This window comes from Amycolatopsis alba DSM 44262, from assembly GCF_000384215.1.
Taxonomy (GTDB): domain Bacteria; phylum Actinomycetota; class Actinomycetes; order Mycobacteriales; family Pseudonocardiaceae; genus Amycolatopsis; species Amycolatopsis alba.
In genome coordinates, this window is sequence record NZ_KB913032.1 from 53,768 (window position 1) to 78,044 (window position 24,277).

The window sequence follows — 24,277 nt, forward strand, 5'->3', positions numbered from 1 at the left end:
GGAGCCGCCGACGCCTTAGGGTCCGGCTCATGCCCGAAACCGCACTCGGCCCCCTGCGCGTCCTCGACTTCTCTCGGGTGCTCGCCGGCCCGTTCGCCACCATGCTGCTGGCCGACCTCGGCGCGACGGTGATCAAGGTCGAGCGGCCGGGCACCGGCGACGACACCCGCAGCTGGGGGCCGCCCTACGACGCGACCGGCCAGGCGACGTACTTCCAGTCGGTGAACCGGAACAAGACGAGCGTGGCACTGGACCTCGGCGATCCGGACGGCCTCGCCCAGGCTCGCGCGCTCGCGCTGGAGGCCGACGTCGTGGTCGAGAACTTCCGGCCCGGCGTGATGGACCGGCTCGGCCTCGGCCCCGAGACCCTGCGGGCGGCGAATCCCGGCCTCGTCTATTGCTCAGTCACGGGTTTCGGCTCCGGCGGCGGTGCCGCGCTGCCCGGCTACGACCTGCTCATCCAGGCGGTCGGCGGGCTGATGAGCATCACCGGCGACCCCGAGGGCGAGCCGCAGAAGGTCGGCGTCGCGCTCGTCGACGTGCTGGCCGGGCTGTTCGCGAGCGTCGGCATCCTCGCCGCGCTACGCCACCGCGACCGGACCGGGCTGGGGCAGCGCGTCGAGATCGACCTGCTGTCCAGCCTGCTCGCCGCGCTGGTCAACCAGGGCAGCGCGTACACCTCGGGCGGGACGGTCCCGGCGCGGATGGGCAACCGGCACCCCAGCATCGCCCCTTACGAACTCGTCCCCTGCGCCGATCACGAACTCGCGCTCGCCGTCGGCAACGACCGGCAGTTCGCGGCGTTGTGCGAGGTCATCGGCCTTCCGGGCGACCCGCGGTTCGCGACCAATCCGGCGCGGGTCGAGCACCGCGCCGAACTCCGCGCACTGCTGGAGGACCACTTCGGCCGTCGTCCGGCCGCCGAGTGGGCGGCGGAACTGAGCGCGGCCGGGGTGCCCGCCGGGGAGGTCAACGACGTCGCGGGGGCGTTCGCCCTGGCGGAACGGCTCGGCCTGAGCCCGACAGTCGACCTCCCCCGGCCCGACGGCACCACCGTGCGGCTGACCCGCAACCCGATCGGGCTGTCGGCGACGCCGCCGCGCTACGAGTCCGCGCCACCGGACGACCCAGGGCAACTCACCCTCCCTTTGCCCGGCTGGAGCTGACCGGCGGCCGTCAGCGGACTGTCAGCGCTTCGTCAACGCCGGCCGCGAAGCTCCTGCCATGACGAACAAGACAGTCCTCATCTCCGGTGCCAGCATCGCCGGACCCGCCCTCGCCTTCTGGCTCTCCCGCCAGGGTTACGCGGTCACCGTCGTGGAACGGTCGCCGGAACTCCGCACCGGCGGCCAGGCGGTCGACTTCAAGGGCGCCACCCACCGCACCGTGCTGGAGCGGATGGGCATCCTCGACGAGATCCGACGGAACCAGACCGGTGGTCAGGACCAGACCTTCATCGACGCGGAAGGTCGGCCGCTGGCCGTCATGCCCGGCGAGTTCACCGGCGGCGACGTCGAGATCCAGCGCGGTGACCTGGCCCGGATCCTCTACGAGCGGACCGTTCAAGACTGCGAGTACGTCTTCGGCGACTCCATCGCCTCGCTGACCGAAACGGCCGACAGCGTCGACGTCACCTTCGAGCGCGGAGCCCCGAGGCGGTTCGACCTCGTCTTCGGCGCGGACGGCATCCATTCCACCGTGCGGCGGCTGGCGTTCGGCCCGGAAGCCGACTACGTGAAACACCTCGGCTACTACTACGCCTTGGTCCGGACAGCCGACTTCGGCGACTCCGCGGTGCTGTACAACGAGCCCGGCCGCCTGGCCTCCACCGGCGGCCCCAAGGCGCCCGCGTTCTTCGTGTTCGCCTCCCCGGAACTCGGCTACGACCGGGACGACACCGAGCAGCAGAAGGAGATCCTGGCCGCCGCGTTCGACGGCGGAGGCTGGCGGGTGCCCGAATTGATGGAGGCGGTGAAGCGCTCGGACGACGTCTACCTGGACTCGATCGGCCGGGTCTCGATGGACGGGTACTCCACCGGCCGGGTCGCGCTCATCGGTGACGCGGCGTACGGCAACACCTTGGGCGGCTTCGGCAGCGGGCTGGCCATCGTGGCCGCCTACGTCATCGCGGGCGAGCTCGCCGCGGCGAACGGCGACCACGAGGTGGCGTTCCGGCGCTACGACGAGAAGTTCCGCGGCTACGCCAAGGTGGCCCGCAGCGCCAACGCGGGCCCGTTCCTCGCGCCGCCGACGAAACTGCGGATCAAGCTGCGCAACCAGATGTTCCGGCGGCCCCTCATGCTGCGCCTGATGCTGTGGGTGACCGACAAGTTCGCCACCGACATCGCACTGGACGACTACCCCGTACCCGCCCGTCAGGGCTGACCGTCCTGACTTCGGGGTGCGCGATCCGCCGCGCCGTGGTCGGCTGGACGAGGTTTCCCGCGTGACGTTTCCGGGGAAGCCGTGTCTTACGGATATCACCAGGCGTAGGTGATGGGAGGGAGCTTCGGCATGGCGGCACTGCACAGGTGCGCTCGATGACGACGTCGGAGAGAGAAGAAGCGCCCGCCGCCGGCGAGACGGTGCTCGACGACGCCACGCTGGTGGCCAGGGCCCGCGACGGCGAGATCCGCGCGTACGAGCAGCTCGTCCTGCGGTTCCAGGGGTCGATGTACCGGCTGGCCCTGCGGATACTGGGGAACAAAGGGGACGCCGAGGACGTCGTCCAGGAGGTGTTCCTCGGTGCCTGGCGACGCCTCGACCAGCTCCAGGAGGACGCGGCGTTCGTAGGCTGGCTCTACCGGACGACGACCAACCGGTGCCTGAACGTGATCCGCGCCAGGAAGCCGGTGGCCGCCGTCGAGCTGGACCAGCAGGAATCCACCGGTTCGGCCGGACGGCCGGATCGGGAGGCCGAGACGAGCGCGCAGATGACGGCGCTCACCGGAGCACTGGGGGAACTGACCGCCGAGCAACGGGCCTGCTGGCTGTTGCGCGAGGTCCACGGCCGCTCCTACGACGAGATCGCGCAGGCGATCGGGGCGACCCCCACCGCGGTGCGCGGACGCATCGCGCGAGCACGAGCACAGTTGGCGGAGGTGATGGCGCCATGGCGATGAACCACGCGACTCAGGACGACTACCTACTGCCGTGCGGCCGTGACGTGGAACAGATCTGGGACCGGCTCGACGAGGTCGACGCCGGCCGGGCGGACGCGCACGAACTCGACTGCCCGCACTGCCGGGCGACCCGCGAAAGCCTCCGGGTGCTGCGCGGGCTGACCCAGGAACTGGTCGAGGACGACGCCGAGCCGTCGCCGGATCTCGCGGGCCGGATCATGTTCGCGGTCCGAGCCGAGGTGCGGCGCCGGGATCTGGTGCCGCTGGCCAGCCCGGAACCCGGCGAGGTGCGGGTGAGCGATCAGGCGGTCGCGGCGGTGCTGCGGTTCGCGGCGGACTCCGTGAACGGCATCCGCGCGCGACGATGCCGCGTCATCCGTACGCCGGACATGACCGACGCGCACACCGTGGACGTGGAACTGAGCGTCGCGATCGCGCATGATTTCGACAGTGCCTCGCTGGAAGTGGTCCGCGAGCGGGTCATGGCGGCGGCGGGCGCCAGGGTGGGGCTCCGGCTGGCACGGCTCGACCTGACGGTGGAGGACATCTATGACGCGTGAGCAGGCCCCGGCCGGGCAACTGGTCGAGACGGTGATCTCCCCGCCGGTGATCGCGGCCGTCGCCGCGCACGCCGCGGCGCGGGTCCCCGGCGTGGTACGCCTGGAACCCGGACTGCGCGGACTGGCAGGCTCACTGAGCCGGATAGCGCGGCAGCGGATCAAAGGTCTCAACCCGGCACCGACCGAAGGGGTCCGCGCGTTCGTCGAGCACGATCCGCCGGACCTCCGGGTGGAGATCGACCTTTCGGTCTCCGGGCTGGACCAGGCGGCCGCGACGGCTCAGGCGGTCCAGCGCGCTGTCGGTAAGGCGGTCACCGAGGCGACCGGGCTCACCCCGTCGGCCGTCTCGGTGTCCATTTTGGACATCGAAATCCGTGGAGGACTGTTGTGACCGCACGTTCCGAGCTGACCGCGTCGCTGCTCAGCACGCTCCGAGACGTACCGGGCCTGCGCGCGGCGACGCCGTCCACCACGGCCGCCGCCTCGGCGGTGCCGTGGGATCTGGACGTGATGGCCGTCGACATCTCCGAGAACGTCGTCGAGATCCGCGTGGTCGCGCTGGAGGTGCCGATCCCGCCGCTGACGGAAGTCGCCGGGGCCGCCTTGCGCGCGGTGCTGACCGGAACCCCTTGGGAGAAAGCGAGCCTGCGGCTCGTGGTGACCGACGTGGACGCCGCCGCCCTCGTTCCCTGACACACGACGATCGCGGTGGCCACGTCCGAGGGCGTGACCACCGCGATCATGGTGCGGGGACCTAGTTCTTGTTGGTGCCGGGGGTCAGCACCTTGTCGATGACGAAGACGGTGGCGTTCTTGGTGGGGATGTTGCCGCACAGGACCTTCGCGCCGTTGACGGTCAGGTTGTCGCCCGAGCCCTCGATCTTGAGCGGGCCGCCCGCGGTGTTCAGGCTCTCCAGCGACTTGGCCGATTCCAGGCCCTTGGCGTCGTAACGCTTGCCGACGACGTGGTACTGCAGGATCGGGGCCAGCTGGTCCGGCTTGCCGGCGAGCTCGTTGAACTTCGCGTCACCGAGGGCGGCGAAGGCCGGGTCGGCCGGGGCGAACACGGTGATGGCCTGCTGGCTGTTGAGGGTGTCCACCAGGTCGGTGGCCTTGACCGCGGCGACCAGCTTGGTCAGCAGCGGGTTGGTCGAAGCGGCGCTGGCGACCGGCTGCGGGCCCATCGAGTCCAGCGAACCGGGCGCACTGCCCTGCGGCAGCTGCGAACAGGCCGGGCCGAACACGTCGGCGTTGGTGGTGACGCCGTCACCGGAGGCGGCGCTGGACATCGGGGCGGACATCGAGCTCGAAGGTGCCGGCGCGCTGCTGGAGCTGCCCGACGAAGCGGTGTCGTTGCTGCTGCAGGCGGTCAGCGCCAGTGCGGCGACCGCGGTGAAACCGATTCCTGCGACGCGAAGCTTGCTCACGGAAAATCACTCCATTTGTTTTTCGGACTCTTACCGGATATTCGGAACCGCCACGAAATCGGATTGCCACTCTTTCGAGTGACGCCGATCACCGTGCGGTGAAACTGATGACATGCCAGCCCGTCGCACCGTCCGGAACGGTTCCGGCGCGGGCGTCGGTCTGGGTGTAGCCGGATTTGTCGACGGCCCGGACCGTGACCTGATGACTGCCGGCCGGGACGTCGAATTCGGTCCACCACATCCGCCACGTGTTGCGGCCGACCTCACGGGAAAGCATTGCGGGCTGCCAATTCCCGCCCGAGCCGAGCCGGACTTCGACTCGCTCGACGCCCGTGTGCTGAGCCCACGCGACACCCGAGATCCGGACCTTGCCCGCGGGTACCGTTTCGAATCCTTTCGGACTGTCGATCCTGGACTGCGTTTTGATCGGAGCCTGTTCACCCCAGCCGCGGTCGAGCCAGTAGGCACGGCGCGCTTTCCAGGTGGTGATCTCCAGGTCTTTGACCCATTTCGTCGCCGAAACATAGCCGTAAAGACCGGGGATGACCATTCGGGCGGGAAAACCGTGTTCGACCGGCAGTGGTTCCCCGTTCATCCCGATCGCCAGCATCGCGCCGCGCTCCGGATCGAGCGCGGCCACGACCGGGCTTCCCGCCGTCCAGCCGTCGACACTGGTGGAGAAGATCTGCTCGGCACCGGGCAGGATTCCGGCCTCCCGCAACAGCTCTCCCAGGTCCACGCCGATGAAGTTCGCCGTGGACACGTAGGTCCCGCCGACCTCGTTGGACACGCAGGTCATGGTGATCGTGCGCTCGATCAGCGGACGGTTGCGGATGTCGTCGTAGCTGAACCGTTTTTCGTTGCGCACCATGCCGTGCAGCTTGAGACTCCAGTCCTCCGCCCGGACCTGGGGCACCGACAACGCGGTGTCGACGCGGTAGAAGTCGCGGTTCGAGGTGAGGAACGTCGGCGTGCCCAGCTTGGCGAAATCCGCGTCGGCCGGAATCGGCGGCGCCGGCGTGGCGGGGACCAGCCGACCGATGGCCGTCCGGGAGGATTCCGCGTCCCTCGTCCCGGCGAGAAGCTGACCTCCCGCACCCGCCGCGCCCGCGGCCACGACGGCACCCGCGCCCGCCAGCAGCACCGACCGGCGTGACGGCGCCGCGCCTTCGGCAGCCTCCACGGCTTGCGACCTGGCCGTGGCCAGCCGATGCAACCAGAAGAAGACGCCGACTCCGGCGACCAGGCTGGCCAGCGGTGCCAGCAACGCGACCGCGGTGAGGTCGGGTCGTTGCGAGACGGCGAGGCCGCCCAGCAGCCCGAACGCGGCGATCAGCACGATCCCCGGAACGGGTGAACGACGGGAGGCGATCCCGGCCACCGCGGCGGCCAGCACCATCACCGCAGCCATTCCGCCGAGCAGCACGAGTTTGTCGTAGACACCGAACGTCCGGACCGCGAATTCCTTCAGTTCCACCGGGGTCAGGTCGATCGCCCCGTTGCCGACCGCCAGGTACGGCGAGGCGTTGGCGCCGATGAACCCGGCCACCAGATGCCCGGCCGCCAGGGCGGCGGCAAGGGCGACGACACCGATCAGCGCCGCCCCGGCCAGCGGGAGACGTGGCCCCTGACCGGCTCGCGAAGTCTTCATGCCAGGTATTCGCTGCCACCTCGCTCGCGGACTGGTTTCCTTTTGCCGCAAGGGAAATCGCCGTTTTCGATAAAGGCCTTCGCGAGGTATTCGTGACGGAGGGCCTCGCGGACAGGTCACGAAACGGACACGACCCCACCGCGTGACTCGCGTGATCAGTCACCGCACTCGCGTGACCAGAGACGGAACTCGCGTGCTTGGCGGCCGCATACCCGAGTGCGGCCGCCAAGCACAGGAGATCCGGCTCCGAGCACGCGAGTCACGCCTCCGGGACCACCCACCCGAGTTGCCCTGCTCACCCCGGCTTGCATGGTCATACACAACTATGCATATACTTCCATCATGTCCAAGGTACTCACCTCTCTGCCTGTCGGCGAACGCGTCGGGATCGCCTTCTCCGGCGGCCTCGACACCTCGGTAGCGGTCGCGTGGATGCGCGAGAAGGGTGCAGTGCCGTGCACCTACACCGCTGACATCGGCCAGTACGACGAACCCGACATCGAGTCGGTCCCCGGCCGGGCGAAGGCCTACGGCGCCGAGATCGCGCGGGCCGTCGACTGCAAGGCCGCGCTGGTCGAGGAAGGGCTCGCGGCGCTGGCCTGCGGCGCCTTCCACATCCGCAACGGCGGCCGCACCTACTTCAACACGACCCCGCTCGGCCGCGCGGTCACCGGCACCCTGCTGGTGCGCGCGATGCTCGAGGACGACGTCCAGATCTGGGGCGACGGGTCCACCTTCAAGGGCAACGACATCGAGCGGTTCTACCGCTACGGCCTGCTCGCGAACCCGTCCCTGCGGATCTACAAGCCGTGGCTGGACGCCGCGTTCGTCAGCGAACTCGGCGGCCGCAAGGAGATGTCCGAGTGGCTGCAGGCCCACGGCCTGCCGTACCGGGACAGCACCGAGAAGGCCTACTCCACGGACGCGAACATCTGGGGCGCGACCCACGAGGCCAAGTCGCTCGAGCACCTCGACACCGGCATCGAGATCGTCAACCCGATCATGGGCGTCCGATTCTGGGACCCCGAGGTCGAGATCGCGCCGGAAGACGTCACGATCGGCTTCGAGCAGGGCCGTCCGGTGACGATCAACGGCAAGGAGTTCGCCACCGCGGTCGACCTGGTCCTGGAGGCCAACGCCATCGGCGGGCGGCACGGGCTCGGCATGTCCGACCAGATCGAGAACCGGATCATCGAGGCCAAGAGCCGCGGTATCTACGAGGCACCGGGGATGGCGCTGCTGCACGCGGCGTACGAGCGGCTCGTCAACGCGATCCACAACGAGGACACCCTCGCCAGCTACCACAACGAGGGCCGCCGCCTCGGCAGGCTGATGTACGAAGGCCGCTGGCTGGACCCGCAGGCGATGATGCTGCGCGAGTCGCTACAGCGGTGGGTCGGCGCGGCCGTCACCGGCGAGGTGACGCTGCGGCTGCGGCGCGGCGAGGACTACTCGATCCTCGACACCACCGGCCCGTTCTTCAGCTACCACCCGGACAAGCTGTCGATGGAGCGCACCGAGGACTCGGCGTTCGGCCCGGTGGACCGGATCGGCCAGCTCACCATGCGGAACCTCGACATCGCCGACTCGCGCGCCAAGCTCGAGCAGTACGCCGGGCTCGGCATGGTCGGCGGAGGGCACCCGACGCTGATCGGCGCCGCGCAGGCCGCGTCGACCGGGCTGATCGGGGCGATGGACGCGGGCGGCGCGCAGGTGATCGCCTCACGCGGCAAGGCTTCGGGCGACGACGAGCTGCTCGACCACGCCGCGATCGAATACGGCACGGACTGAATCAACACGGACCGACCCGAACAAGCGGGACGCGAAAGCGCCGGGCGCGCGGCATCGAAGCCGTTCGCCCGGCGCTGTTCTTTTCGGGTGACCGGGTCACTTGCCGCCGAGCTTCGACCGCCGCTCCGCGAGTTCGTCGACGAGCCGGGTGATCTCGACCTGCCCGATCGCTTCGGCCACCACGGAAACCGACGCGATGCTCTCGATCCGGTATTGGACCGGCACCCCGCCGGCGGCCCGTGACTGCGCCTCGGCGTCGGCTTTCTTCTCCGCTTCGACGGCTGAGAAAACCCCACCGGCCTCGCTGTCGACGCAGCTGATCGAGCCCGCGCTGTTCAGCGACAGGGTCGCCGTGTTCCGGCAGCTGCCCGCCGCGCGGCCGCCGATGGTCACGTTGGCGGTCATCGTGGCGTTGACCTGGCCGGTGACCTTCCCGCCGCTGTTCGCCGACGCGGAGTTGGACACGTTCGCGGTCACCGTGCAGCCCGAGGCGCCGCACGCGACCGTGGCCGCGCCGTCCATGTCGAACCGCACCCCGGTGTCGACGGCGCCGGACAGCTTCCTGGTGTTCGACATCAGGTCTTCGTAGACGGTGACGGTCTCTTCCGGTGACAAAGCGTCCACATCGGACTCGCCGAGCCCCGCGCCCGGAGGCATCGGCGGCCGTGAGCCCGCGTCGGGCATCGTCGGCACCCTCGGCACGGACGGCATCCCGCCGGGCATCTTCACGGAGTAGCGGAGGAGCCGGTGCGGCGCCTCCTTCGAGACATACAGATCACCGATCGGCGTGCTCGCCTTGAGCGCCGGGACGTCCCGGACGGACTCGTTCTGGTCGCCCTGGATCTTCTCCGCCCGCTCCAGGGCCTCGCGCAGGCGGGCGGCGAGTTTCTCCGGGGACTCGAACTGCTGCAGGACGGGCCCGAACAGCGCGTCCTCGCCGGTGATCCAGCGGTCCTTGAGGTCCCCGGTCCCGGACGAATCCGCTCGCGCCCCCGGCAGCATGCCGTCGGGCGCCTTGAAGTAGACCTTGCCGCCGACGACCAGGATCTCGATCTTCTTGCCCTGGAAGGACATCGTGCCGGACGTCTCGCCGTACGCGGTGGTCTTGACGTCCGTGGTGATCATCCCGCCGACCGAGGAGGTGCTGTTCCGCACCGCCGGCGCCGAGGAAAGCCCGGCCAGCGCCTGTTCGAAGGGCTCACGGCCCGCGTTCGACGGCCAGAGCAGCCAGGTCGTCAGCCCGGCGAGGAGCACCACCACGAGTCCGGCGATACCGCCGAACAGCGGCCACCGGGATTTCCGGGCGGGCGGAGCCGGTACCGGTTGCGGGACCCAGCCCTGCGGCGGCGGCCACTGCGCGCCTCCGGGTGGGAATGCTTGCTCCACGTCGTCCTCCATAGCCGTAACCACCTGAGGCGCATCACGCTAGGGACGGATGATGAAAACTTGATGAAACGCGATCAGGTGAAGCGGTAGGGCGCGGGAGCCGGGGCGCTCAGCGCGTACCGGACGGCTTCGGCGCGCGAATGGAAGCCCGCCTTCGCGAACAGGTTGTTGATGTGGGTCTTGACGGTGGCTTCGCTGATCACCAGCCGCGCGGCGATCTCCGGGTTCCGCAGCCCTTCGCCGATCAGGCCGAGGATCTCCTTCTCCCGCGAGGTGAACCCGAACCGGTCGCCCTCCTCCACCGCGCGCGACCGGCGCGACGCGAGGGTGAGAAGCCGCCGCTGGACCTCCGGGGCGAGGACGACCTGACCGTCCGCCGCGGTGCGCACGGCCTGCTCGATCTTCGCCCTGTCGGCTTCCTTCGTCAGGTAGCCGCTCGCGCCTGCTTCGAGCGCGGCGAGGATCGACTCGTCGTCGTCGAGGCTGGTCAGCACCACCACCTGGACCTCGGGTGTCGCGGCCTTGATCCGGCCGGTCGCCTCGACGCCGTTCAGCACCGGCATGTGGAGGTCCATCAGCACGACGTCCGGGGTGTGCCGGGAGACCGCGGCGACGGCCTCCTCGCCATTGGTGGCCGTCGCGACGACGGTGATGCCGTCGGCGATGTCGAGCATCACCGCGAGGGCCTCCCGTATGGACGCCTGATCGTCGACGACGACGAGCGACACGGTCACCTGGGCACCTCCGGTCATCGGCGGGTCATCTTGGCCTGCAGATCGTCGAGGAACGGCGAGGTGGTGTGCGCCTTGCCGTCCTCACCCTTCTTCCAGACGATACGGCTGTCGCCGCGGACCGCCCTGGCGAGCACCACGACACCCTCGACGAGCATCCCGACGCCGATGGTCAGCATGACACTGTTCCCGCCGGAGGCGACCCCGGTGATGAGGCCCAGCAGCAGGTTCGCGCCGACCTTGGCGGCCACGTTCAGCGCCCACAGCACGATCGTGAACCAGGTGTAGCGCATGTGCGCGACGCCGTCCTGCTGGTAGATCCGGATGCTCACGCCCCGAAGGACTCCGAACAGGACACTCACCGCGAGCGTGGCCACCAGGAACCCCACCGCGGTCGCGGAGCGCACGCTTTCATCCACATTGGACAGCCCGATCACGGCCAGGATCGCGGGCAGCAGCAGCATCCGCTTGGCCTCGGCCACGTCCCCGGCCAGCCGCCGGATCAGGATGTATCCGACCGCAGCGACGATCAAGACGATTTGGACAGGCGTGCTCATCGTTTCCCCTCGGGCCGGTTTTCGAAGACACTCCGACGTTATGGCGATGAACGCGGGCCGTCGTGCGGCGGCGGCCGTATCTTCGGGTGGAGAACCCTCTCCACCCTCAGGAGCCCCGATGACCGGAAACGCGGCGGTGCTCCGCCGCGAATGGGTCGCCGACAGGCTGATCCGGCCCGCCCTGATCACGGCGGCGATCGTCGTGACCGGGGTCGGGATCTCCACCCACCACGTCCACGTCCGCCCCCTGACCACGGTGCTCTTCGTCCTGGTCACGCTCTTCGCCTTGGCGTCGTTCCTGCCGTGGGACCGGATCCCGCAGCGGACGCAGCTCCTGCTCGCCAGCGGATACGCGGTGTGCGCGGCCGTGCTCCTTCCGCTGGCCCCGCGGACCTTCGCGCCGATGTTCGCCTACCTCGCCGCCGCGGTCGCCGGGATCAAACTCGCCTCGCGCACCCTGGCGGTCGCGGTGGCCGTCCTCGACGCCGTCTGCTGTGCCGTGACGGTCGCGGTGGTCGGCGTGGTGACGCCGAACGCGGACGTGTGGCCGTGGTGGCTCGCGCTTTCGACGGGCCTGCCGGTGCTGCTCGGCATCGCGCGCCGCGACCGGCGGGACGCGCTCGTCAACGCCGAACGCGCCGCGGCCGAAGCCCGGCGCGCGGCCGCGTCCGAGTCGCGGGAGGCCGCGCTGCTGGAGCGGACACGGATCGCGCGGGAACTGCACGACGTCCTCGGGCATTCGCTGACCGGGATCGCCCTGCAGCTCGACATGGCCGACGCCCTCGGCACGAAAGGCCGGGACGCGGAAGCGAGCGACGCCGTGCGCCGTGCCCGGTCGCTGGCGGTGGACGGCATCGGGCGGATGCGGCAGGCGGTGCACGAACTGCGCGAGGACGCCGTGCCGCTGGAGGAGACCTTGGCCGCGTTGTGCGCGAGCGAGACGGTGGCCTTCGAGGTCGAAGGCTCCGCCGGCCCGCTCGGCGGCGGTGTCGCGCACACCCTCGTCCGCGCGGCGCAGGAAGCGCTGACGAACGCGGCCAAATACGCCCCCGGCACCGGGCGCGCGGTGAAACTCGGGTTCGCGCCGGAAACGGTCACGCTCGTCGTCACGAACGGACCCGCCGAGAAGCGTCCGGTGCCGGACTCCGGCGGCGGGATGGGGCTGGTCGGGATGCGGGAACGGGCCGCGGCGCTGGGCGGGTCCGCGCAGGCGGGCCCGGCTCCGGATGGCGGCTGGACGGTCGAGGTCCGGCTGCCGCGCGAGGAGTGAGCCCCCGGCCGCGCCGGGCGGACGCGGCCGGGGAGCTTTGTCAGCCCTTGCGCGAGAACGAGATCCGGTGCAGCCCGCCGGGCCGCTCGTCCGCCAGGTACAGCTCGCCGTTCTGATCGGTGCCGAACGTGGTGGCGTCGAGCGGGAACTCCCCGATCCGGGCGCTTTCGTAGCTGCCGTCGGTCTTCTTGCGGACGGCCCAGGCCGTTCCCTGGCAGAAGTCGGTGGCGAGGTAGGTCCCGCCCATCAGCGACGCGTACTTCTTGCCGCGGTAGACGTGCCCGCCGATCACCGCGCAGCCCTCCGCGCCGGAAATGTAGTGGAAGACCGGCTCGGTGTAGGTCACGCCGTCCTTGCACCGCGTCTGGTCGAACACGACCGGGCCCTCCTTGCAGGACCAGCCGAAGTTCGCGCCGCCCTTGCCCTTGGCGAGATGGTCGACCTCCTCGAACCGGCCCTGGCCGACGTCGCCGATCCACAGCGAGCCGTCGGCCGGGTCGAAGGAGAACCGCCACGGGTTGCGCAGCCCGTACGACCAGATCTCCGCCCGCGCGCCCGCGACGCCGACGAACGGGTTGCCCGCCGGGACGCAGTACTTCAACGGGCGGCACGCGCGGTTGACGTCGACGCGCAGGATCTTGCCGAGCAGCGTGTCCAGCCGCTGCCCGCTGGCCAGCGGATCGCCCCCGCCGCCACCGTCGCCGATCCCCCAGTACAGGTAGCCGTCCGGGCCGAACGCCAGCTGGCCGCCGTTGTGGTTGGGGAACTCCGCATGCGGCTGGGTGATCAGCTCGGTGAGCTCGCCGGTGTCCAGCCGGACCCGCGACAGCGTCACCGCGCTGTCGGATTTGCGGGTGTAGGCGACGTAAACCCGCTTGTCCTTGGCGATCGCCAGCCCGAGCAGCCCGCGTTCGACGTCCGCGCCGTTCACCTTGTCGCTGATGTCCAGGACCGGTTTGGCGGCGAGCCCGGTCCTGGGATGGTAGGCCCGGACGACGCCTCTCTTCTCGACGACGAGGATCCGGCCGCTCCCGTCGTTGAGCGCCGTGATCGCGGTGGGGTTGACCAGCCCGGACGCGACCTGGGTCGCCGTGGCGGTCAGCTCGCCGAGCGGAACACCCTGTGCTTCCCGAGGTTCCGCACTGCTCGCGGCCGGGAGCAGTGCTCCGGCCATGGCGAGCCCGGCCACCAGGGACAACCCCCGGCGGAAGTGCCGTCGCGTCATGGGGACTCCAATCACCGTTGAATGGTCTGGTCCAATTCAGCTGGCCCAATTCAACAGTGGGCGGAGCAGTGGCGGTACCTCCATCCGCGAGCTTTTTGTCGGTTTCTTTCCGTCGGGATCCCGTTCACTACCCGCCCAAGATCATTCTCCTGGCGTTCACTCTTCTTTCGGGGCATTTCGGACATGGGCCATACCCCGGAGTAGCCGCATGTATGACCTCTGTATGCTCCGCTCTCGCTCGATGGGATTACTGATCCCCCATCCGGGCGAGCCGTTGCGGTCGGGGCCCGTGGTCGCAAGCGGCACTGGGATTCGTGGTCCGTATTCGGATGGGAGACACATGCACGGCAGGTCAGTTCTGGTTCGCGGCGGGATCGCGGTCGCCACCGCGGCCGTCGCGCTGACGATGGCCGCTCCGGCCGCCCTCGCCGAGGACGGCGCGGCGCGGGGCCGGGTCGTCGACAGCGCCGGCGCCAGGGGCTACAGCGTCAACTTCGGGGACCCCAAGCACTACGTCCCGGAGCTGTTCGAGCTGAAGCTCTCCGACGGCAGCAAGCTCAAGATGTACTGCGTCCAGATCGAAGTCAACATGCGCACCGACCAGGACATGATCGAGCGCCCGTGGAACAAGTACCCGGACGCCTCGTCGCCGTTCAACAAGAACAACGCGAAGATCAACTGGGTGCTGCACCACGGCTACCCGGCGGTCGGCGTGAAGGCCATCGAAAGCACGCTCGGCAAGAGCGGGGTCAAGTTCAACGAGGGCCTGTCTGTCGGTGAGGCCGTCACCGCGACCCAGGCTGCCGTCTGGCACTTCAGTGACGACAAGGACTTCGACCGCGAGAAGCCGCTGATGGACGGGAACGCTGCGGCGTCGGCAGACGTGCTGGCCCTCTACGACTACCTCGTCGGCAAGGAGAACGTCGGCATCAGCGCGCAGCCGAAGCCGACCCTCGACATCGGCCCGGCCAAGGCCTCCGGTGCGACCGGCAGCAAGATCGGCCCGTTCAGCGTGGCCACCACCGGTGACATCACCGAGCTGACCAGCAAGCTGCCCGAGGGCGTCAAGGTCGTCGACGCCGACGGCAAGGAGATCAAGGCCTCCGCCATCAAGGACGGCACCAAGGTCTTCGTCGACGTTCCCAAGGACACCAAGGACGGCGAGGGCTCGTTCTCGCTGAAGGTGAGCGGCCACCTCGACACCGGCCGCCTGTTCGTGGGCGAGAACTACGCCAAGGTCCCCGCCCAGTCGCTGATCGTCGCGGACTCCGAGAAGACCTCGGTCGCCGCGAACGCGACCGCGACCTGGAAGCAGGGCGGCGCGCCCGCCACCGACACCCCGGCCCCCACCACGCCCGGTGGCGCCGAGTCGGGCGGCGGCAACGAGCTGGCCAACACCGGTGCTTCCGCCACCATGCCGCTGGTCATCGGCGGCGCGCTCCTCGGCGCGGGTGTGCTCATGGTGCTGCTGGTGCGTCGTCGCCGTAGCGAGGCGTAAGAAAGAACCGAACGCGAAGCGGGGCCGGTCCTTTGTGGACCGGCCCCGCTTTTTCGTTGTGGGGGTGTCGGCCGGGTGGTCCGCTGCCGCCCTCCGGCCACGTGGCCTCGCCGGAAGCGTTGCGAAAGCCACTTTCGCAACCTTCACCGTTGCGAAAGTGGCTTTCACAGCACCGGCTCCCGGCTCGCACCTGTCCACACCGGGCTCCGGCAGCACCCAGTGTCGCGAAAGCCACTTTCGGGACGTCAGGTGTCTCGAAAGTGGCTTTCGCGACACCCGAAACCGGCGGACACGCGAGTGGGCGAGCCACCACGTTCGCCTTGCCTCTCAAGAGAACCCGAATCGCCACTCGCATCCTGGCTTCCCAGGCTCACCGGGCGAAGTGCGTGCCGGGGGTGTGCCCGAAGGCGCGGCGGAAGACGTCGATGAACGCGCTGGTGGACGCCCAGCCGCAGGCGTGCGCCACCGCGGTCACCGGAGTGTTCTCGGCCAGGAGGGTCAGGGCGCGGTAGAGCCGCAGCTGGGTCCGCCACTGCGGGAACGTCATGCCGAGGTCGGCTTTGAAGAGCCGCGTCAGCGTGCGCTCGCTCGCCCCGACCCGCGCGCCGAGTGCGGCCAGTGTCCGATTGTCGGCCGGATCGGTGCTCAGGATCTCGCACAGGGCGCGCAGCCGCGGATCATCCGGCGTCGGCAGGTGCAGGGGTTGCTGCGGCGAGGCGCGCAGCTGGTCGAGCAGGACCGCGCGCAGCCGACGGCGCTCCGGGCTGTCGTCGTGCGGCGGATCGGTGTACGCACGGATCAGTTCGCGCAGGAGCGGGCCGACAGCCAGGACGCTCGGTTCGCTCAGCCGCAACGGGTTCTCGGTGGCAGGCAGGCCGACCAGCCGGAGTTCGAGGTCGCCGTGCGCCTGATGAGCGTGCACGGTCCCCGCGGGCACCCAGATGGCCCTGGTGGCGGGCGCGACCCAGGAACCCTTGTCGGTGGTGATGGCCAGGACACCGCGAGCCGCGTAGACGACCTGGTGATCGTCGTGGCGGTGCGCGTCGATCGTCGTGCCGGACGCCAGTGACTGGATCTGCGTCGGCGCTTCGGGCAGGTGGCGGATTTCCGTCATTGTTTGTCATTTTATCGGAAGCACGACACCGCGGCCCGCGGCGAGCATGGCGGGGTGTCGAAGACCAAAGCGATCTTCCTGTTGTCGGCAGGGCACGCGTGCGTGGACGTGTACCAGGGTTCGGTGGCCTCGCTGGTGCCGTTCTTCGCCGCCGAGCGCGCCTACGGGTACGCGGCGGTGTCGGGCGTCGTGCTCGCCGCGTCGCTGCTGTCGTCGGTGGCGCAGCCGTTGTTCGGCGCGCTGACCGACCGGTGGGCGATGCCATGGCTGCTGCCGTCGGCCACGCTCCTCGGCGGACTCGGCATCGGCCTCGGCGGACTCGTCGACTCCTACGCGCTGACGCTCGCCTTCGTCGCCGTGTCAGGCATCGGGGTGGCCGCCTATCACCCCGAGGCCGCACGGGTCGCGAGAGTCGCCGGCGGCGGCGGGCATACGGCCATGGGCTGGTTCTCCCTCGGCGGGAACATCGGATTCGCCGCCGCCCCCGTGCTCGTCGCCGCGGTCATGGCCCTCGGCGGGCTCCGGATGTCGCCGCTGCTCGTCGTGCCCGCGCTGGCCGGCTCCGTGCTCTGCTTGCCGGTACTGCGCGCGCTCGCCAAGACCGCCCGCACCAGCGACTCCTCCGCGGACGTCAACGGCATCGACGACTGGAGGTCGTTCACGAGGCTGTCGGTGGCTGTCGTCTTCCGCTCGATCGTGTTCGTCGGGCTGAGCACCTTCGTGTCGCTCTACGCCCAGCAGCGGGTCGGCGGCGGCGCGGCGACGGGTACCGCCGCGCTGTTCCTGCTCTACCTCGGCGGCGCCGTGGGCACGCTGCTGGGCAGCAGGCTGGCCGGGCGCCGGGACCGGGTCACCGTCGTCCGCCGGTCGTATCTGGCCACCATCGGCGCGGTCGCCGGGGTCGTGTTCGTGCCGGGTCCGGCGTTCTTCCCGCTCGTCCTGCTGGCCGCCGTGAGCCTCTACATCCCGTTCTCCCTGCAGATCACGCTCTCCCAGGATTACCTGCCCACCCGCGTCGGCACCGCCAGCGGCGTCACCCTCGGCCTGACGGTCAGCATCGGCGGGCTCGCGAGTCCCGTCATCGGCGCCGTCGCGGACCACACGTCCTTGCGGACGGCCCTGATCCCGTTGATCGCTCTGCCGTTTTTGTGCTGGATCACAACCCGCACCCTGCCGGAGCCGTGCTCCGTCCAAACCGGAACACCACCGGAGGAAATATTGTCGAATTCGCGGCGATAAATGATGTACGGACCTGTACACCATCGGTTACCGACTGGTAGGTTCCGAACATCCAAACGTGCTCCACTTCATGATTCAAAGGGGAGTCATGACCCGAAAGCCCGCTCGCCTGCTGGCCGCCGCGATCGCTCTCGTCGTCACTTTCGCCGCCGCGCCCGCCGCTTCCGCCGCCCCCGCGACCGATCCGTTCTACAGTTACAGCGGCAGCGAACCGCTGTCTTCGTACGACCCCGGAACAGTCCTGAAGACCCGGACGCTCGATTACCACGTCATCGGAATTCCCACGCCGGTCAAGGTGACCCAGTTGCTCTACCGGAGCACCGACGCGCAGGGAAAGCCGTCCGCCAACGTCACTTCGGTGGTGCGCAGCCTCACCGGCGATAGCACCAAAGCCGTTTCCTACCAGTCGTTCTACGACTCGCTCAACCCCGAGCACGGCCCGTCGAGGGCCATCGCGGGTGATGTCTCGTTCGGTGGCCTGATCGCCAACGCGGAGGCGTTGTTCATCGCGCCCGCGCTGTTGCTGGGCTACAACGTCGTCATTCCCGACACCGAAGGCCAGAAGGCGAACTTCGCGGCGGGGCCGGAATACGGGACGAACACCCTGGATTCGATCCGTGCCGCGACGCGGTCGCCGGGAACGGGAATGAACGACAAGACCCGCTTCGGTCTCATCGGGTATTCGGGCGGTGCCATCGCGACCGGCTGGGCCGCCGCGCTCGCGCCGACGTACGCGCCCGAAGTCAACAAGAATCTCGTCGGTTTCACCGAAGGTGGCGTGCTCGTCAAGCCGTCGCACAATCTCAAGTACGTCAACGGCAGTATCGCGTGGACCGGCGTCATTCCGATGGCGCTGATCGGGGTCTCGCGTTCCTTCGGCATCGATCTCAAGCCGTACGCGAATTCCTATGGCCTCCAGGTGCTCAAGGACATGGAGAACGCGTCGATCGCCGACGCGCTCGGCCGTTATCCAGGGCTGACGTGGGAGAAGTTCGTCAAACCCGAGTACGTCAACCCGAACAAGGTGCTGCCGTACGTCGAGGCCGTGAACAAGATCAACCTCGGCTCCGCCCCGACTCCCACCGTTCCCGGCTACATCGCGCAGGGCAACAACGGCGTCGTGGAAGGCACCTTCGGCAATCCGCCGGGGATCGGGACCGGTGACGGCGTGATGGTCGCCGGCGACGTGCGCGCGCTCGCGCGGCAGTACTGCGACACCGGCAACAAGTCGATCAAGTACGACCAGTACAACACGTTGAGCCACGTCGGGGCGGCCGTCGCCTGGGCGCCGCAGGCCATCGGCTGGCTCAACGACCGGTTCGCGGGCAAGGCCGCGCCGTCCACCTGCGGGAAGATCGCGCCCGGCAACTCCCTTGCCCCGGAGGTGCCGGTCAGCTGACCGCGATGGTCCGTGAAGGCCTCCTTCCCTACTCTCAAGGTAGGGAAGGAGGCCTTCACGGATTTCCGGGCCGGTACGGTGCCGCACGTGACCGAGCACCGCAGGCTGCCGAAGGGGCCGCACAACCTCAGCCGCGACGAGGTCGCCGGGACCCAGCGGGCCCGGCTGATCGACGCGGTACTGGAGAACGTCGGCAGGCGCGGCTACGTCGCCACCACCGTCGGCCACCTCACCGCCACCGCGGGCGTTTCGCGGACCTCGTTCTACGAACAGTTCTCCGGTAAACAGGACGCGTTCCTCGCCGCCTATCGCGAGATCACCAGCGAGTTCATCACCCACGGCGTCGCCGCGGGCGCCAAAGCCGCGACTCCGCTGGACGCCGTCGCAGTGTGCTGCGACTTCCTCGTCGACTACGTGCGCCGGCGCCCCACGGCCGTCCGCGCGGTCCTGTTGGAGATCTACGCGCTCGGCGACGCGGGGCTCGAAGCGCGGGAGAACACCTTGCGCGCCGGGGAAGCCGTCTTCGATCGGACGGCGGAATGGCTGCGCGCCACCGATCCCGCGCTGCCGTCACCGCCGCCGTTCACCGCGCGCACCGTCGTCGCCGCCACCATCGAACTGATCACGCAGGCCATCTGGATCGGCACCGAGGACGCCTACGGCCAGGCACGCGAAGCCGTCCGCTACACGTGGCTGCTCGGCTTGCTCGGGCACCGGAGCGTGGAACCCTAGCGGGCGAAGCGCCGCCGCTCGAAGTCGACGATCAGTTTCGGGTAGCGGCGCGGGAGCAGCCGGACGAGCCTGTCGACCAGTTTCGCGTCGTTTCCGACGAGCACGCGCGGTTTCCCGGCCTCGACCCCGTCGAGGATGATGCGGGCGGCCTGATCGGCGGGCATCTTCAGCAGCTTTTCGTTGTACAGCCGGACGCGTTCGAGTTGCTCGGCGGTGGGCTCGATACCGCGAGCCGCGGCCTCCTTCAACGCCGAAGACGCGATGCCGGTCTTGACCCCGCCGGGGTGGACGACCGTCACGCGTACCGGATGCCTGCCCGCGATCATCTCGGTGCGCAGCGCCTCGGTGAACCCGCGGACACCGAACTTGCTGGCGCAGTAGGCACTGAGCGTCGGCTGGGCCATGAATCCGTTGAGGCTGGAGATGTTGACGACCTGGCCGTCGCCGGAGTCGATCAGCTGCGGCAGGAAGGCCTTGGTGCCGTTGATGACGCCGAAGAGGTTGACAGCGAGTGTGCGGTCGTAGAGTTCCCACTCGGCGTCGAGGACGGTCTGCCCGCCACCGGCGATCCCCGCGTTGTTGTAGATCTGGTGCACCACACCGAACTGCGCGGCCACCGTGGCCGCGTACTCCAGGACGGCCGCCCGGTCACTGACGTCCAGCGCGGCACCCTGCACTTCCGTGCCGAGGGCCTTGACCTCGGCGACGGTCTCGGCAAGGCCGCTTTCGTCCACATCGGACAGTGCGAGCCGCGCGCCGCGCCGGGCCAGTTCGAGGGCCAGCTGGCGGCCGATGCCGGAACCGGCGCCGGTGACGACGGCGACCTTGCCGCGAACGCTGCTCATCGGGATTCTCCTGCCGGATCGAGTGCCAGTTCGGCGGTGAGCCGGACGAGCCGGTCGACCAGGTCCGGGGCGATGTGGTGGCCCATCCCAGGGATCTCGACGTAGCGGGCCCCCTTCACGGCCTTCGCGGTCGCCCGTCCGCCGCTGTGGTGGACCATGCGGTCGGTGTCCCCGTGGACCACGACCGTCGGGCAGGTGACCCGGCCGAGTTCGGCGGTGCGGTCGCCGCCGGCCTGGATCGCGCCGATCTGGCGGGCGATACCGCTGCGGGCCCGCCGCCCTCCCGCGCGTTCCCAAAGGCCGGTGGCCCAAGCTGTCTCGACGTCCTTGTCCAGCGGGAACTTCGCCGAACCGAGGTGCCCCATCATGGCCAGGTGCCCGACCACCGATTCCTCGACCGTCCGGGCGGGCCGCCGCGCCATGCGCAGCAACGTCGACCGTGCGGGCTGCCCGACCCGGCGGTGCCCGGTGGTGGAGAAGATCGACGTCAGCGACAGGGCGCGGCCGGGATTCCGGGCGGCGACGGTCTGGGCGATCATGCCGCCCATCGACATGCCGACCAGATGCGCCTGCTCGATGCCCAGGTGATCCAGGAGGCCGACGGTGTCCGCCGCCATGTCGCCCAGGTCGTACGCCCCCGGCAGGGGCCGGGCCAGCAATTGCCGGACCTTGCCGGGATTCGGCGCCTTGATCCGGTCCGAGCGGCCCGCGTCGCGGTTGTCGAAGGTGACGACGCGGAAGCCGCGGCCGGTGAACCCCTCGATCATCGGCCGCGGCCACGACGTGAGATCCAGGCCGAGCCCGGCGATCAGCACCAGGGGCACGCCATCGGCGGGCCCCTCTTCGCGGTAGCAGATCCGCGGGCCGCCTGGCAGGTCGGCGAAGCTGTCGGTCACGAGCTCACCGCTTCCCTGACCTTCGCGCGGGAGAAGTGCAGCTCGGGATCGGTGATGTCGTCCGCACGCAGCAGCTTGATGTCCGAGTGGTAGCTCATCGACGTCAGCCACGGCAGCCGGTCACCCTGGCGCGGAAGCTGGTCGAGGGCACGCTGGACATACCCGGCGGCGAAGTCCAGGAACGGCCGCGTCGGCATGTCCGGATCGGCGAGGACGGGACGGCAGACGTCGTAGCCGTGAGTGTCCATATGCGACAGCAGGCGGCAGAAGTGCTCGCACAGCAGGCCGATCTTGAGGGTCCACGACGAGTTCGTGTAGCCGATCGCGAAGGCGGCGTTCGGCACGCCCGAAAGCATCATTCCCTTGTACGCGACCGTTTCCGGCAGGACCACCGGCTTGCCGTCGACGCTGAGCTTCGCCCCGCCGAACACCTGGAGGTTCAGGCCGGTGGCGGTGATGACGATGTCCGCCTCCAGCTCACGCCCGGATTCGAGCTGGATCCCCTTCTCAGTGAAGGTCGCGATCTTGTCGGTGACGACGTCGGCCTTGCCCTTGCGGATGGCGGCGAACAGGTCGCCACCGGGGACGGCGCACAGCCGCTGGTCCCACGGGTCGTACGGCGGGTTGAAGTGCTCGTCGACCGGATAGTCCTTGGGAAGCTGCTTCTTGTTGACGTAGCGGATGAGCCCGCGCGCGGTCTTCGGGAACTTCTGGCAGAACTGCCAGACCGCGAGTCCCTTGCGGATGTTCTTGCGGCGGGTGAGCGCGTAGGCCCGCTCGTCGCCGAGGATCTTGCGCAGGCCGTTGGCGATCTTGTCCTCACGCGGCACCGGCATGACATAGGTCGGGGTGCGCTGCAGCATCGTCACGTGCGCCGCGGTTCCCGCCATCGCCGGGACCAGGGTGACCGCGGTGGCGCCGCTGCCGATCACGACCACGCGTTTGCCCGCGTAGTCGAGGTCCTCCGGCCAGTGCTGCGGGTGCACGATCGTGCCGGTGAACCGGTCCCGGCCCTTGAAGTCCGGAGTGAAGCCCTCGTCGTAGCGGTAGTAGCCACCCGCGTTGAACAGCCAGCCCGCGCTGAGCCGCGTGCGCTCGCCGGTGTCGGTCCGCTCGATCTCGAGCAGCCAGTGGGACTCGTCACTCGACCAGGCCGCCGAGAGCAGCTTGTGGTGGTAGCGGATGCTGGGCTCGAGCCCGTTCTCGGTGACCGTTTCGCGCAGGTACGACAGAATCCGGGGCGCGTCGGCGATGGACTGCTTGTCCCGCCACGGCTTGAACTCGTAGCCGAAGGTGTGCAGGTCGGAGTCCGATCGGATGCCGGGGTACCGGAACAGGTCCCAGGTGCCGCCGGACGTGCCGCGGGCCTCCAGGATGGCGAACGTCTTGCCGGGGTTCTCGGTCTTCAGGTAACGCGCGGCCCCGATCCCGGAAATCCCGGCACCGATGATGACCACGTCGAGGTGCTCGACGGGTGTGCTCGTCGTCATGCGGTACTCCAGCCTCGTCTCGGTTCCCCCCACGATGCGGGTGCACCGGGCGATTGCGCTAGCACTATCTGCACCATCATGATGGACACATGGTGCAAAGTGCCGCAGCGCCGTGGCCGACCCTGTCACCCGAGGCGCGTGAACTGTTCCGGCGGGGAGCGGAGATCGTCCTGCATCCACGCGCCGAATGGATCGAAGAGCTGCACGAAGCCTCACTCGGCGGGGGCAGCATGCGCGCGGTCGCCGAAGACCCCGTGCTCACCGAGGGGACCAAGCGCGCGAACCTGGCGAACCTGCTGCACTGGGCCGCCGCCAACGTGCAGCATCCGGGCAAAAGGGTCACCGCGAACCTGAACCAGGAGGTACTCGAAGGCGCCCGCGACATGGTCCGCCGCGGCTTCGACTCCGGCGGTCTCGACGCCTACCGGCGGGCGCAGGGGGTGGCCTGGCGGCGCTGGATCGAGATCTGCTTCGACCTCACCTCGGACCCGATCCTGCTCCGCGAACTGCTGGACGTCTCGTCGCTGTCGATCACCACGTTCATCGAGGACACCGTCTCCGCGGTCTCCGAACGGATGGCCGCCGAACGCACGGAACTGACCCGCGGCGCGCACGCCGAACGGCGCGCCACGGTCACGCTGCTGCTGGAGGGTGCGCCCATCAGCCGTTCGCTGGCCGAAGCCCAGCTGGGCTACCCGCTCGCCGGCCCGCATACGGCCGCGATCGTCTGGAGCGGCTCGGCCACCCCGTCGTCCCAGCAGCTCGAAACCGCCGCGGAGACACTCATGCGGGCCAGTGACGCTTCGCACCGGCTGACCGTCGTCGCCAGCGCCGCCGCCCTGTGGGTCTGGCTGCCCGGCCGGACCCCTCCGCGAGCGGACCGGCTGGCCGAAGACCTCGCGCCGCATCCCGACGTCCGGGTGGCGCTGGGGCGGCCCGGCAGCGGGATCGACGGCTTCCGCCGCAGCCACCTGGACGCCGCCGCCACCCAGCGGATGCTCGCCCGGCTCACCTCACCGCAGCAGATCGCGCGCTACCAGGACATCCAGCTGCTCGCCCTGCTCACCGGCGACCCGGCGCAGGCGGCCGAATTCGTCGCCGACACGCTCGGCGAACTCCGGCACGCCGACGCCGAAACCCGCGAGACCGTCCGGACCTATGTGCACGAACTGGGCAACACGACGCGAACCGCGGAACGGCTCTACACCCATCGCAACACCGTCGTCCGTCGGCTGGCGCGGGCCGACGAGCTGCTTCCGCGGCCGTTGGCGGAGAACGCGGTGGATGTGGCTGTCGCGCTGGAGACGCTGCGGTGGGTGGGAAGCGTGGCCTGAAAACTGTCGGA

Annotated in this window: 23 protein-coding genes; 13 read left to right on the forward strand and 10 right to left on the reverse strand. The window is 69.5% G+C overall.

Going from position 1 to position 24,277, the window contains the following annotated elements:
• The first annotated feature begins 29 nt into the window (after positions 1-29).
• The 6 genes from AMYAL_RS0100255 (at position 30) to AMYAL_RS0100280 (ending at position 4,375) form a co-directional block, all read left to right on the forward strand.
• Complete coding sequence (locus tag AMYAL_RS0100255; RefSeq protein WP_020629291.1) at positions 30-1,166, forward strand: CaiB/BaiF CoA transferase family protein; 1,137 nt, start codon at positions 30-32, stop codon at positions 1,164-1,166.
• A gap of 58 nt (positions 1,167-1,224) precedes the next feature.
• Complete coding sequence (locus AMYAL_RS0100260) at positions 1,225-2,385, forward strand: FAD-dependent monooxygenase (RefSeq protein ID WP_020629292.1); 1,161 nt, start codon at positions 1,225-1,227, stop codon at positions 2,383-2,385.
• A gap of 155 nt (positions 2,386-2,540) precedes the next feature.
• Positions 2,541-3,122: an RNA polymerase sigma factor gene (locus AMYAL_RS0100265; protein ID WP_026466612.1), complete on the forward strand. Its 582-nt coding sequence runs from the start codon at positions 2,541-2,543 to the stop codon at positions 3,120-3,122.
• A complete protein-coding gene (locus AMYAL_RS0100270; protein WP_020629294.1) occupies positions 3,113-3,682 on the forward strand; it encodes an anti-sigma factor in 570 nt (189 codons plus the stop codon). The genes AMYAL_RS0100265 and AMYAL_RS0100270 overlap by 10 nt, the downstream gene beginning before the upstream one ends.
• The gene (locus tag AMYAL_RS0100275; RefSeq protein ID WP_020629295.1) at positions 3,672-4,073 is read left to right on the forward strand and encodes an Asp23/Gls24 family envelope stress response protein; all 402 of its coding nucleotides are present in this window, start codon (positions 3,672-3,674) and stop codon (positions 4,071-4,073) included. The genes AMYAL_RS0100270 and AMYAL_RS0100275 overlap by 11 nt, the downstream gene beginning before the upstream one ends.
• Entirely contained in the window at positions 4,070-4,375 is a 306-nt protein-coding gene (locus AMYAL_RS0100280; RefSeq protein WP_020629296.1) for a hypothetical protein, read from the forward strand. Before AMYAL_RS0100275 ends, AMYAL_RS0100280 begins: the two co-directional genes overlap by 4 nt.
• A gap of 61 nt (positions 4,376-4,436) precedes the next feature.
• Here the strand turns inward: AMYAL_RS0100280 and AMYAL_RS0100285 are convergent, their stop codons facing one another.
• Together AMYAL_RS0100285 and AMYAL_RS0100290 are read right to left on the reverse strand one after the other, a co-directional pair.
• Complete coding sequence (locus AMYAL_RS0100285; RefSeq protein ID WP_020629297.1) at positions 4,437-5,108, reverse strand: fasciclin domain-containing protein; 672 nt, start codon at positions 5,106-5,108, stop codon at positions 4,437-4,439.
• A gap of 88 nt (positions 5,109-5,196) precedes the next feature.
• Positions 5,197-6,759, reverse strand: a complete 1,563-nt coding sequence (locus AMYAL_RS0100290; RefSeq protein ID WP_020629298.1) for a molybdopterin-dependent oxidoreductase — start codon at positions 6,757-6,759, stop codon at positions 5,197-5,199.
• A gap of 342 nt (positions 6,760-7,101) precedes the next feature.
• Here AMYAL_RS0100290 and argG point away from each other — a divergent pair, with 342 nt between their 5' ends.
• On the forward strand, positions 7,102-8,550 hold the full coding sequence (gene argG, locus AMYAL_RS0100295) for an argininosuccinate synthase (protein ID WP_020629299.1): 1,449 nt from the start codon (positions 7,102-7,104) through the stop codon (positions 8,548-8,550).
• Positions 8,551-8,646: 96 nt separating this feature from the next.
• Here the strand turns inward: argG and AMYAL_RS47690 are convergent, their stop codons facing one another.
• The 3 genes from AMYAL_RS47690 to AMYAL_RS0100310 all read right to left on the reverse strand — a co-directional run bounded on the left by AMYAL_RS47690 (position 8,647) and on the right by AMYAL_RS0100310 (position 11,224).
• Complete coding sequence (locus tag AMYAL_RS47690; RefSeq protein WP_245192721.1) at positions 8,647-9,936, reverse strand: SON protein; 1,290 nt, start codon at positions 9,934-9,936, stop codon at positions 8,647-8,649.
• Positions 9,937-10,010: 74 nt separating this feature from the next.
• The gene (locus AMYAL_RS0100305) at positions 10,011-10,688 is read right to left on the reverse strand and encodes a response regulator (protein ID WP_020629301.1); all 678 of its coding nucleotides are present in this window, start codon (positions 10,686-10,688) and stop codon (positions 10,011-10,013) included.
• Positions 10,685-11,224, reverse strand: coding sequence for a hypothetical protein (locus AMYAL_RS0100310; RefSeq protein ID WP_020629302.1), 540 nt, complete (start codon positions 11,222-11,224; stop codon positions 10,685-10,687). The genes AMYAL_RS0100305 and AMYAL_RS0100310 overlap by 4 nt, the downstream gene beginning before the upstream one ends.
• Before the next feature lie 118 nt (positions 11,225-11,342).
• Between AMYAL_RS0100310 and AMYAL_RS0100315 the strand changes: the two genes are divergently transcribed.
• Positions 11,343-12,494 (forward strand): sensor histidine kinase, encoded by a 1,152-nt coding sequence (locus AMYAL_RS0100315; RefSeq protein WP_020629303.1) that lies wholly within the window; start codon positions 11,343-11,345, stop codon positions 12,492-12,494.
• A gap of 40 nt (positions 12,495-12,534) precedes the next feature.
• Here the strand turns inward: AMYAL_RS0100315 and AMYAL_RS0100320 are convergent, their stop codons facing one another.
• Positions 12,535-13,719: a PQQ-dependent sugar dehydrogenase gene (locus AMYAL_RS0100320; protein ID WP_020629304.1), complete on the reverse strand. Its 1,185-nt coding sequence runs from the start codon at positions 13,717-13,719 to the stop codon at positions 12,535-12,537.
• 340 nt (positions 13,720-14,059) lie between these two features.
• Here AMYAL_RS0100320 and AMYAL_RS0100325 point away from each other — a divergent pair, with 340 nt between their 5' ends.
• Positions 14,060-15,217 (forward strand): thioester domain-containing protein, encoded by a 1,158-nt coding sequence (locus AMYAL_RS0100325; protein WP_020629305.1) that lies wholly within the window; start codon positions 14,060-14,062, stop codon positions 15,215-15,217.
• 370 nt (positions 15,218-15,587) lie between these two features.
• Here AMYAL_RS0100325 and AMYAL_RS0100330 read toward each other — a convergent pair whose 3' ends face one another.
• Positions 15,588-16,331: an AraC family transcriptional regulator gene (locus tag AMYAL_RS0100330; RefSeq protein ID WP_020629306.1), complete on the reverse strand. Its 744-nt coding sequence runs from the start codon at positions 16,329-16,331 to the stop codon at positions 15,588-15,590.
• 54 nt (positions 16,332-16,385) lie between these two features.
• Here AMYAL_RS0100330 and AMYAL_RS45440 point away from each other — a divergent pair, with 54 nt between their 5' ends.
• The 3 genes from AMYAL_RS45440 to AMYAL_RS0100345 all read left to right on the forward strand — a co-directional run bounded on the left by AMYAL_RS45440 (position 16,386) and on the right by AMYAL_RS0100345 (position 19,701).
• Complete coding sequence (locus AMYAL_RS45440) at positions 16,386-17,570, forward strand: MFS transporter (protein WP_020629307.1); 1,185 nt, start codon at positions 16,386-16,388, stop codon at positions 17,568-17,570.
• Between the two features lie 88 nt (positions 17,571-17,658).
• Positions 17,659-18,969, forward strand: a complete 1,311-nt coding sequence (locus AMYAL_RS0100340) for a lipase family protein (RefSeq protein ID WP_020629308.1) — start codon at positions 17,659-17,661, stop codon at positions 18,967-18,969.
• A gap of 87 nt (positions 18,970-19,056) precedes the next feature.
• Positions 19,057-19,701, forward strand: a complete 645-nt coding sequence (locus AMYAL_RS0100345; RefSeq protein ID WP_143267765.1) for a TetR/AcrR family transcriptional regulator — start codon at positions 19,057-19,059, stop codon at positions 19,699-19,701.
• Here the strand turns inward: AMYAL_RS0100345 and AMYAL_RS0100350 are convergent.
• The 3 genes from AMYAL_RS0100350 to AMYAL_RS0100360 are packed head-to-tail and all read right to left on the reverse strand — an operon-like array spanning position 19,698 to position 22,932.
• Positions 19,698-20,546 carry an SDR family NAD(P)-dependent oxidoreductase gene (locus AMYAL_RS0100350; protein WP_020629310.1) on the reverse strand — a complete coding sequence of 283 codons (849 nt, stop codon included), beginning with the start codon at positions 20,544-20,546 and terminating at the stop codon, positions 19,698-19,700. The genes AMYAL_RS0100345 and AMYAL_RS0100350 overlap by 4 nt on opposite strands.
• Positions 20,543-21,442, reverse strand: a complete 900-nt coding sequence (locus AMYAL_RS0100355; RefSeq protein WP_020629311.1) for an alpha/beta fold hydrolase — start codon at positions 21,440-21,442, stop codon at positions 20,543-20,545. Before AMYAL_RS0100355 ends, AMYAL_RS0100350 begins: the two co-directional genes overlap by 4 nt.
• A complete protein-coding gene (locus AMYAL_RS0100360) occupies positions 21,439-22,932 on the reverse strand; it encodes a flavin-containing monooxygenase (RefSeq protein WP_020629312.1) in 1,494 nt (497 codons plus the stop codon). The genes AMYAL_RS0100355 and AMYAL_RS0100360 overlap by 4 nt, the downstream gene beginning before the upstream one ends.
• Positions 22,933-23,021: 89 nt before the next feature.
• Between AMYAL_RS0100360 and AMYAL_RS0100365 the strand changes: the two genes are divergently transcribed.
• Complete coding sequence (locus AMYAL_RS0100365; protein WP_020629313.1) at positions 23,022-24,266, forward strand: PucR family transcriptional regulator; 1,245 nt, start codon at positions 23,022-23,024, stop codon at positions 24,264-24,266.
• Positions 24,267-24,277: the final 11 nt, after the last annotated feature.

Excerpts from the sequence above, each read along its gene's own strand:
- AMYAL_RS0100265 (WP_026466612.1), top strand. The coding sequence starts at position 2,541 with ATGACGACGTCGGAGAGAGAAGAAGCGCCCGCCGCCGGCGAGACGGTG.
- AMYAL_RS0100270 (WP_020629294.1), top strand. The coding sequence starts at position 3,113 with ATGGCGATGAACCACGCGACTCAGGACGACTACCTACTGCCGTGCGGC.
- AMYAL_RS0100310 (WP_020629302.1), bottom strand. The coding sequence starts at position 11,224 with ATGAGCACGCCTGTCCAAATCGTCTTGATCGTCGCTGCGGTCGGATAC.
- AMYAL_RS0100330 (WP_020629306.1), bottom strand. The coding sequence starts at position 16,331 with ATGACGGAAATCCGCCACCTGCCCGAAGCGCCGACGCAGATCCAGTCA.
- AMYAL_RS0100360 (WP_020629312.1), bottom strand. The coding sequence starts at position 22,932 with ATGACGACGAGCACACCCGTCGAGCACCTCGACGTGGTCATCATCGGT.
- AMYAL_RS0100290 (WP_020629298.1), bottom strand. The coding sequence starts at position 6,759 with ATGAAGACTTCGCGAGCCGGTCAGGGGCCACGTCTCCCGCTGGCCGGG.
- AMYAL_RS0100325 (WP_020629305.1), top strand. The coding sequence starts at position 14,060 with ATGCACGGCAGGTCAGTTCTGGTTCGCGGCGGGATCGCGGTCGCCACC.
- AMYAL_RS0100350 (WP_020629310.1), bottom strand. The coding sequence starts at position 20,546 with ATGAGCAGCGTTCGCGGCAAGGTCGCCGTCGTCACCGGCGCCGGTTCC.
- AMYAL_RS0100305 (WP_020629301.1), bottom strand. The coding sequence starts at position 10,688 with ATGACCGGAGGTGCCCAGGTGACCGTGTCGCTCGTCGTCGTCGACGAT.
- AMYAL_RS0100255 (WP_020629291.1), top strand. The coding sequence starts at position 30 with ATGCCCGAAACCGCACTCGGCCCCCTGCGCGTCCTCGACTTCTCTCGG.
- argG (WP_020629299.1), top strand. The coding sequence starts at position 7,102 with ATGTCCAAGGTACTCACCTCTCTGCCTGTCGGCGAACGCGTCGGGATC.
- AMYAL_RS0100320 (WP_020629304.1), bottom strand. The coding sequence starts at position 13,719 with ATGACGCGACGGCACTTCCGCCGGGGGTTGTCCCTGGTGGCCGGGCTC.
- AMYAL_RS0100340 (WP_020629308.1), top strand. The coding sequence starts at position 17,659 with ATGACCCGAAAGCCCGCTCGCCTGCTGGCCGCCGCGATCGCTCTCGTC.
- AMYAL_RS0100275 (WP_020629295.1), top strand. The coding sequence starts at position 3,672 with ATGACGCGTGAGCAGGCCCCGGCCGGGCAACTGGTCGAGACGGTGATC.
- AMYAL_RS0100365 (WP_020629313.1), top strand. The coding sequence starts at position 23,022 with ATGGTGCAAAGTGCCGCAGCGCCGTGGCCGACCCTGTCACCCGAGGCG.
- AMYAL_RS0100315 (WP_020629303.1), top strand. The coding sequence starts at position 11,343 with ATGACCGGAAACGCGGCGGTGCTCCGCCGCGAATGGGTCGCCGACAGG.
- AMYAL_RS0100260 (WP_020629292.1), top strand. The coding sequence starts at position 1,225 with ATGACGAACAAGACAGTCCTCATCTCCGGTGCCAGCATCGCCGGACCC.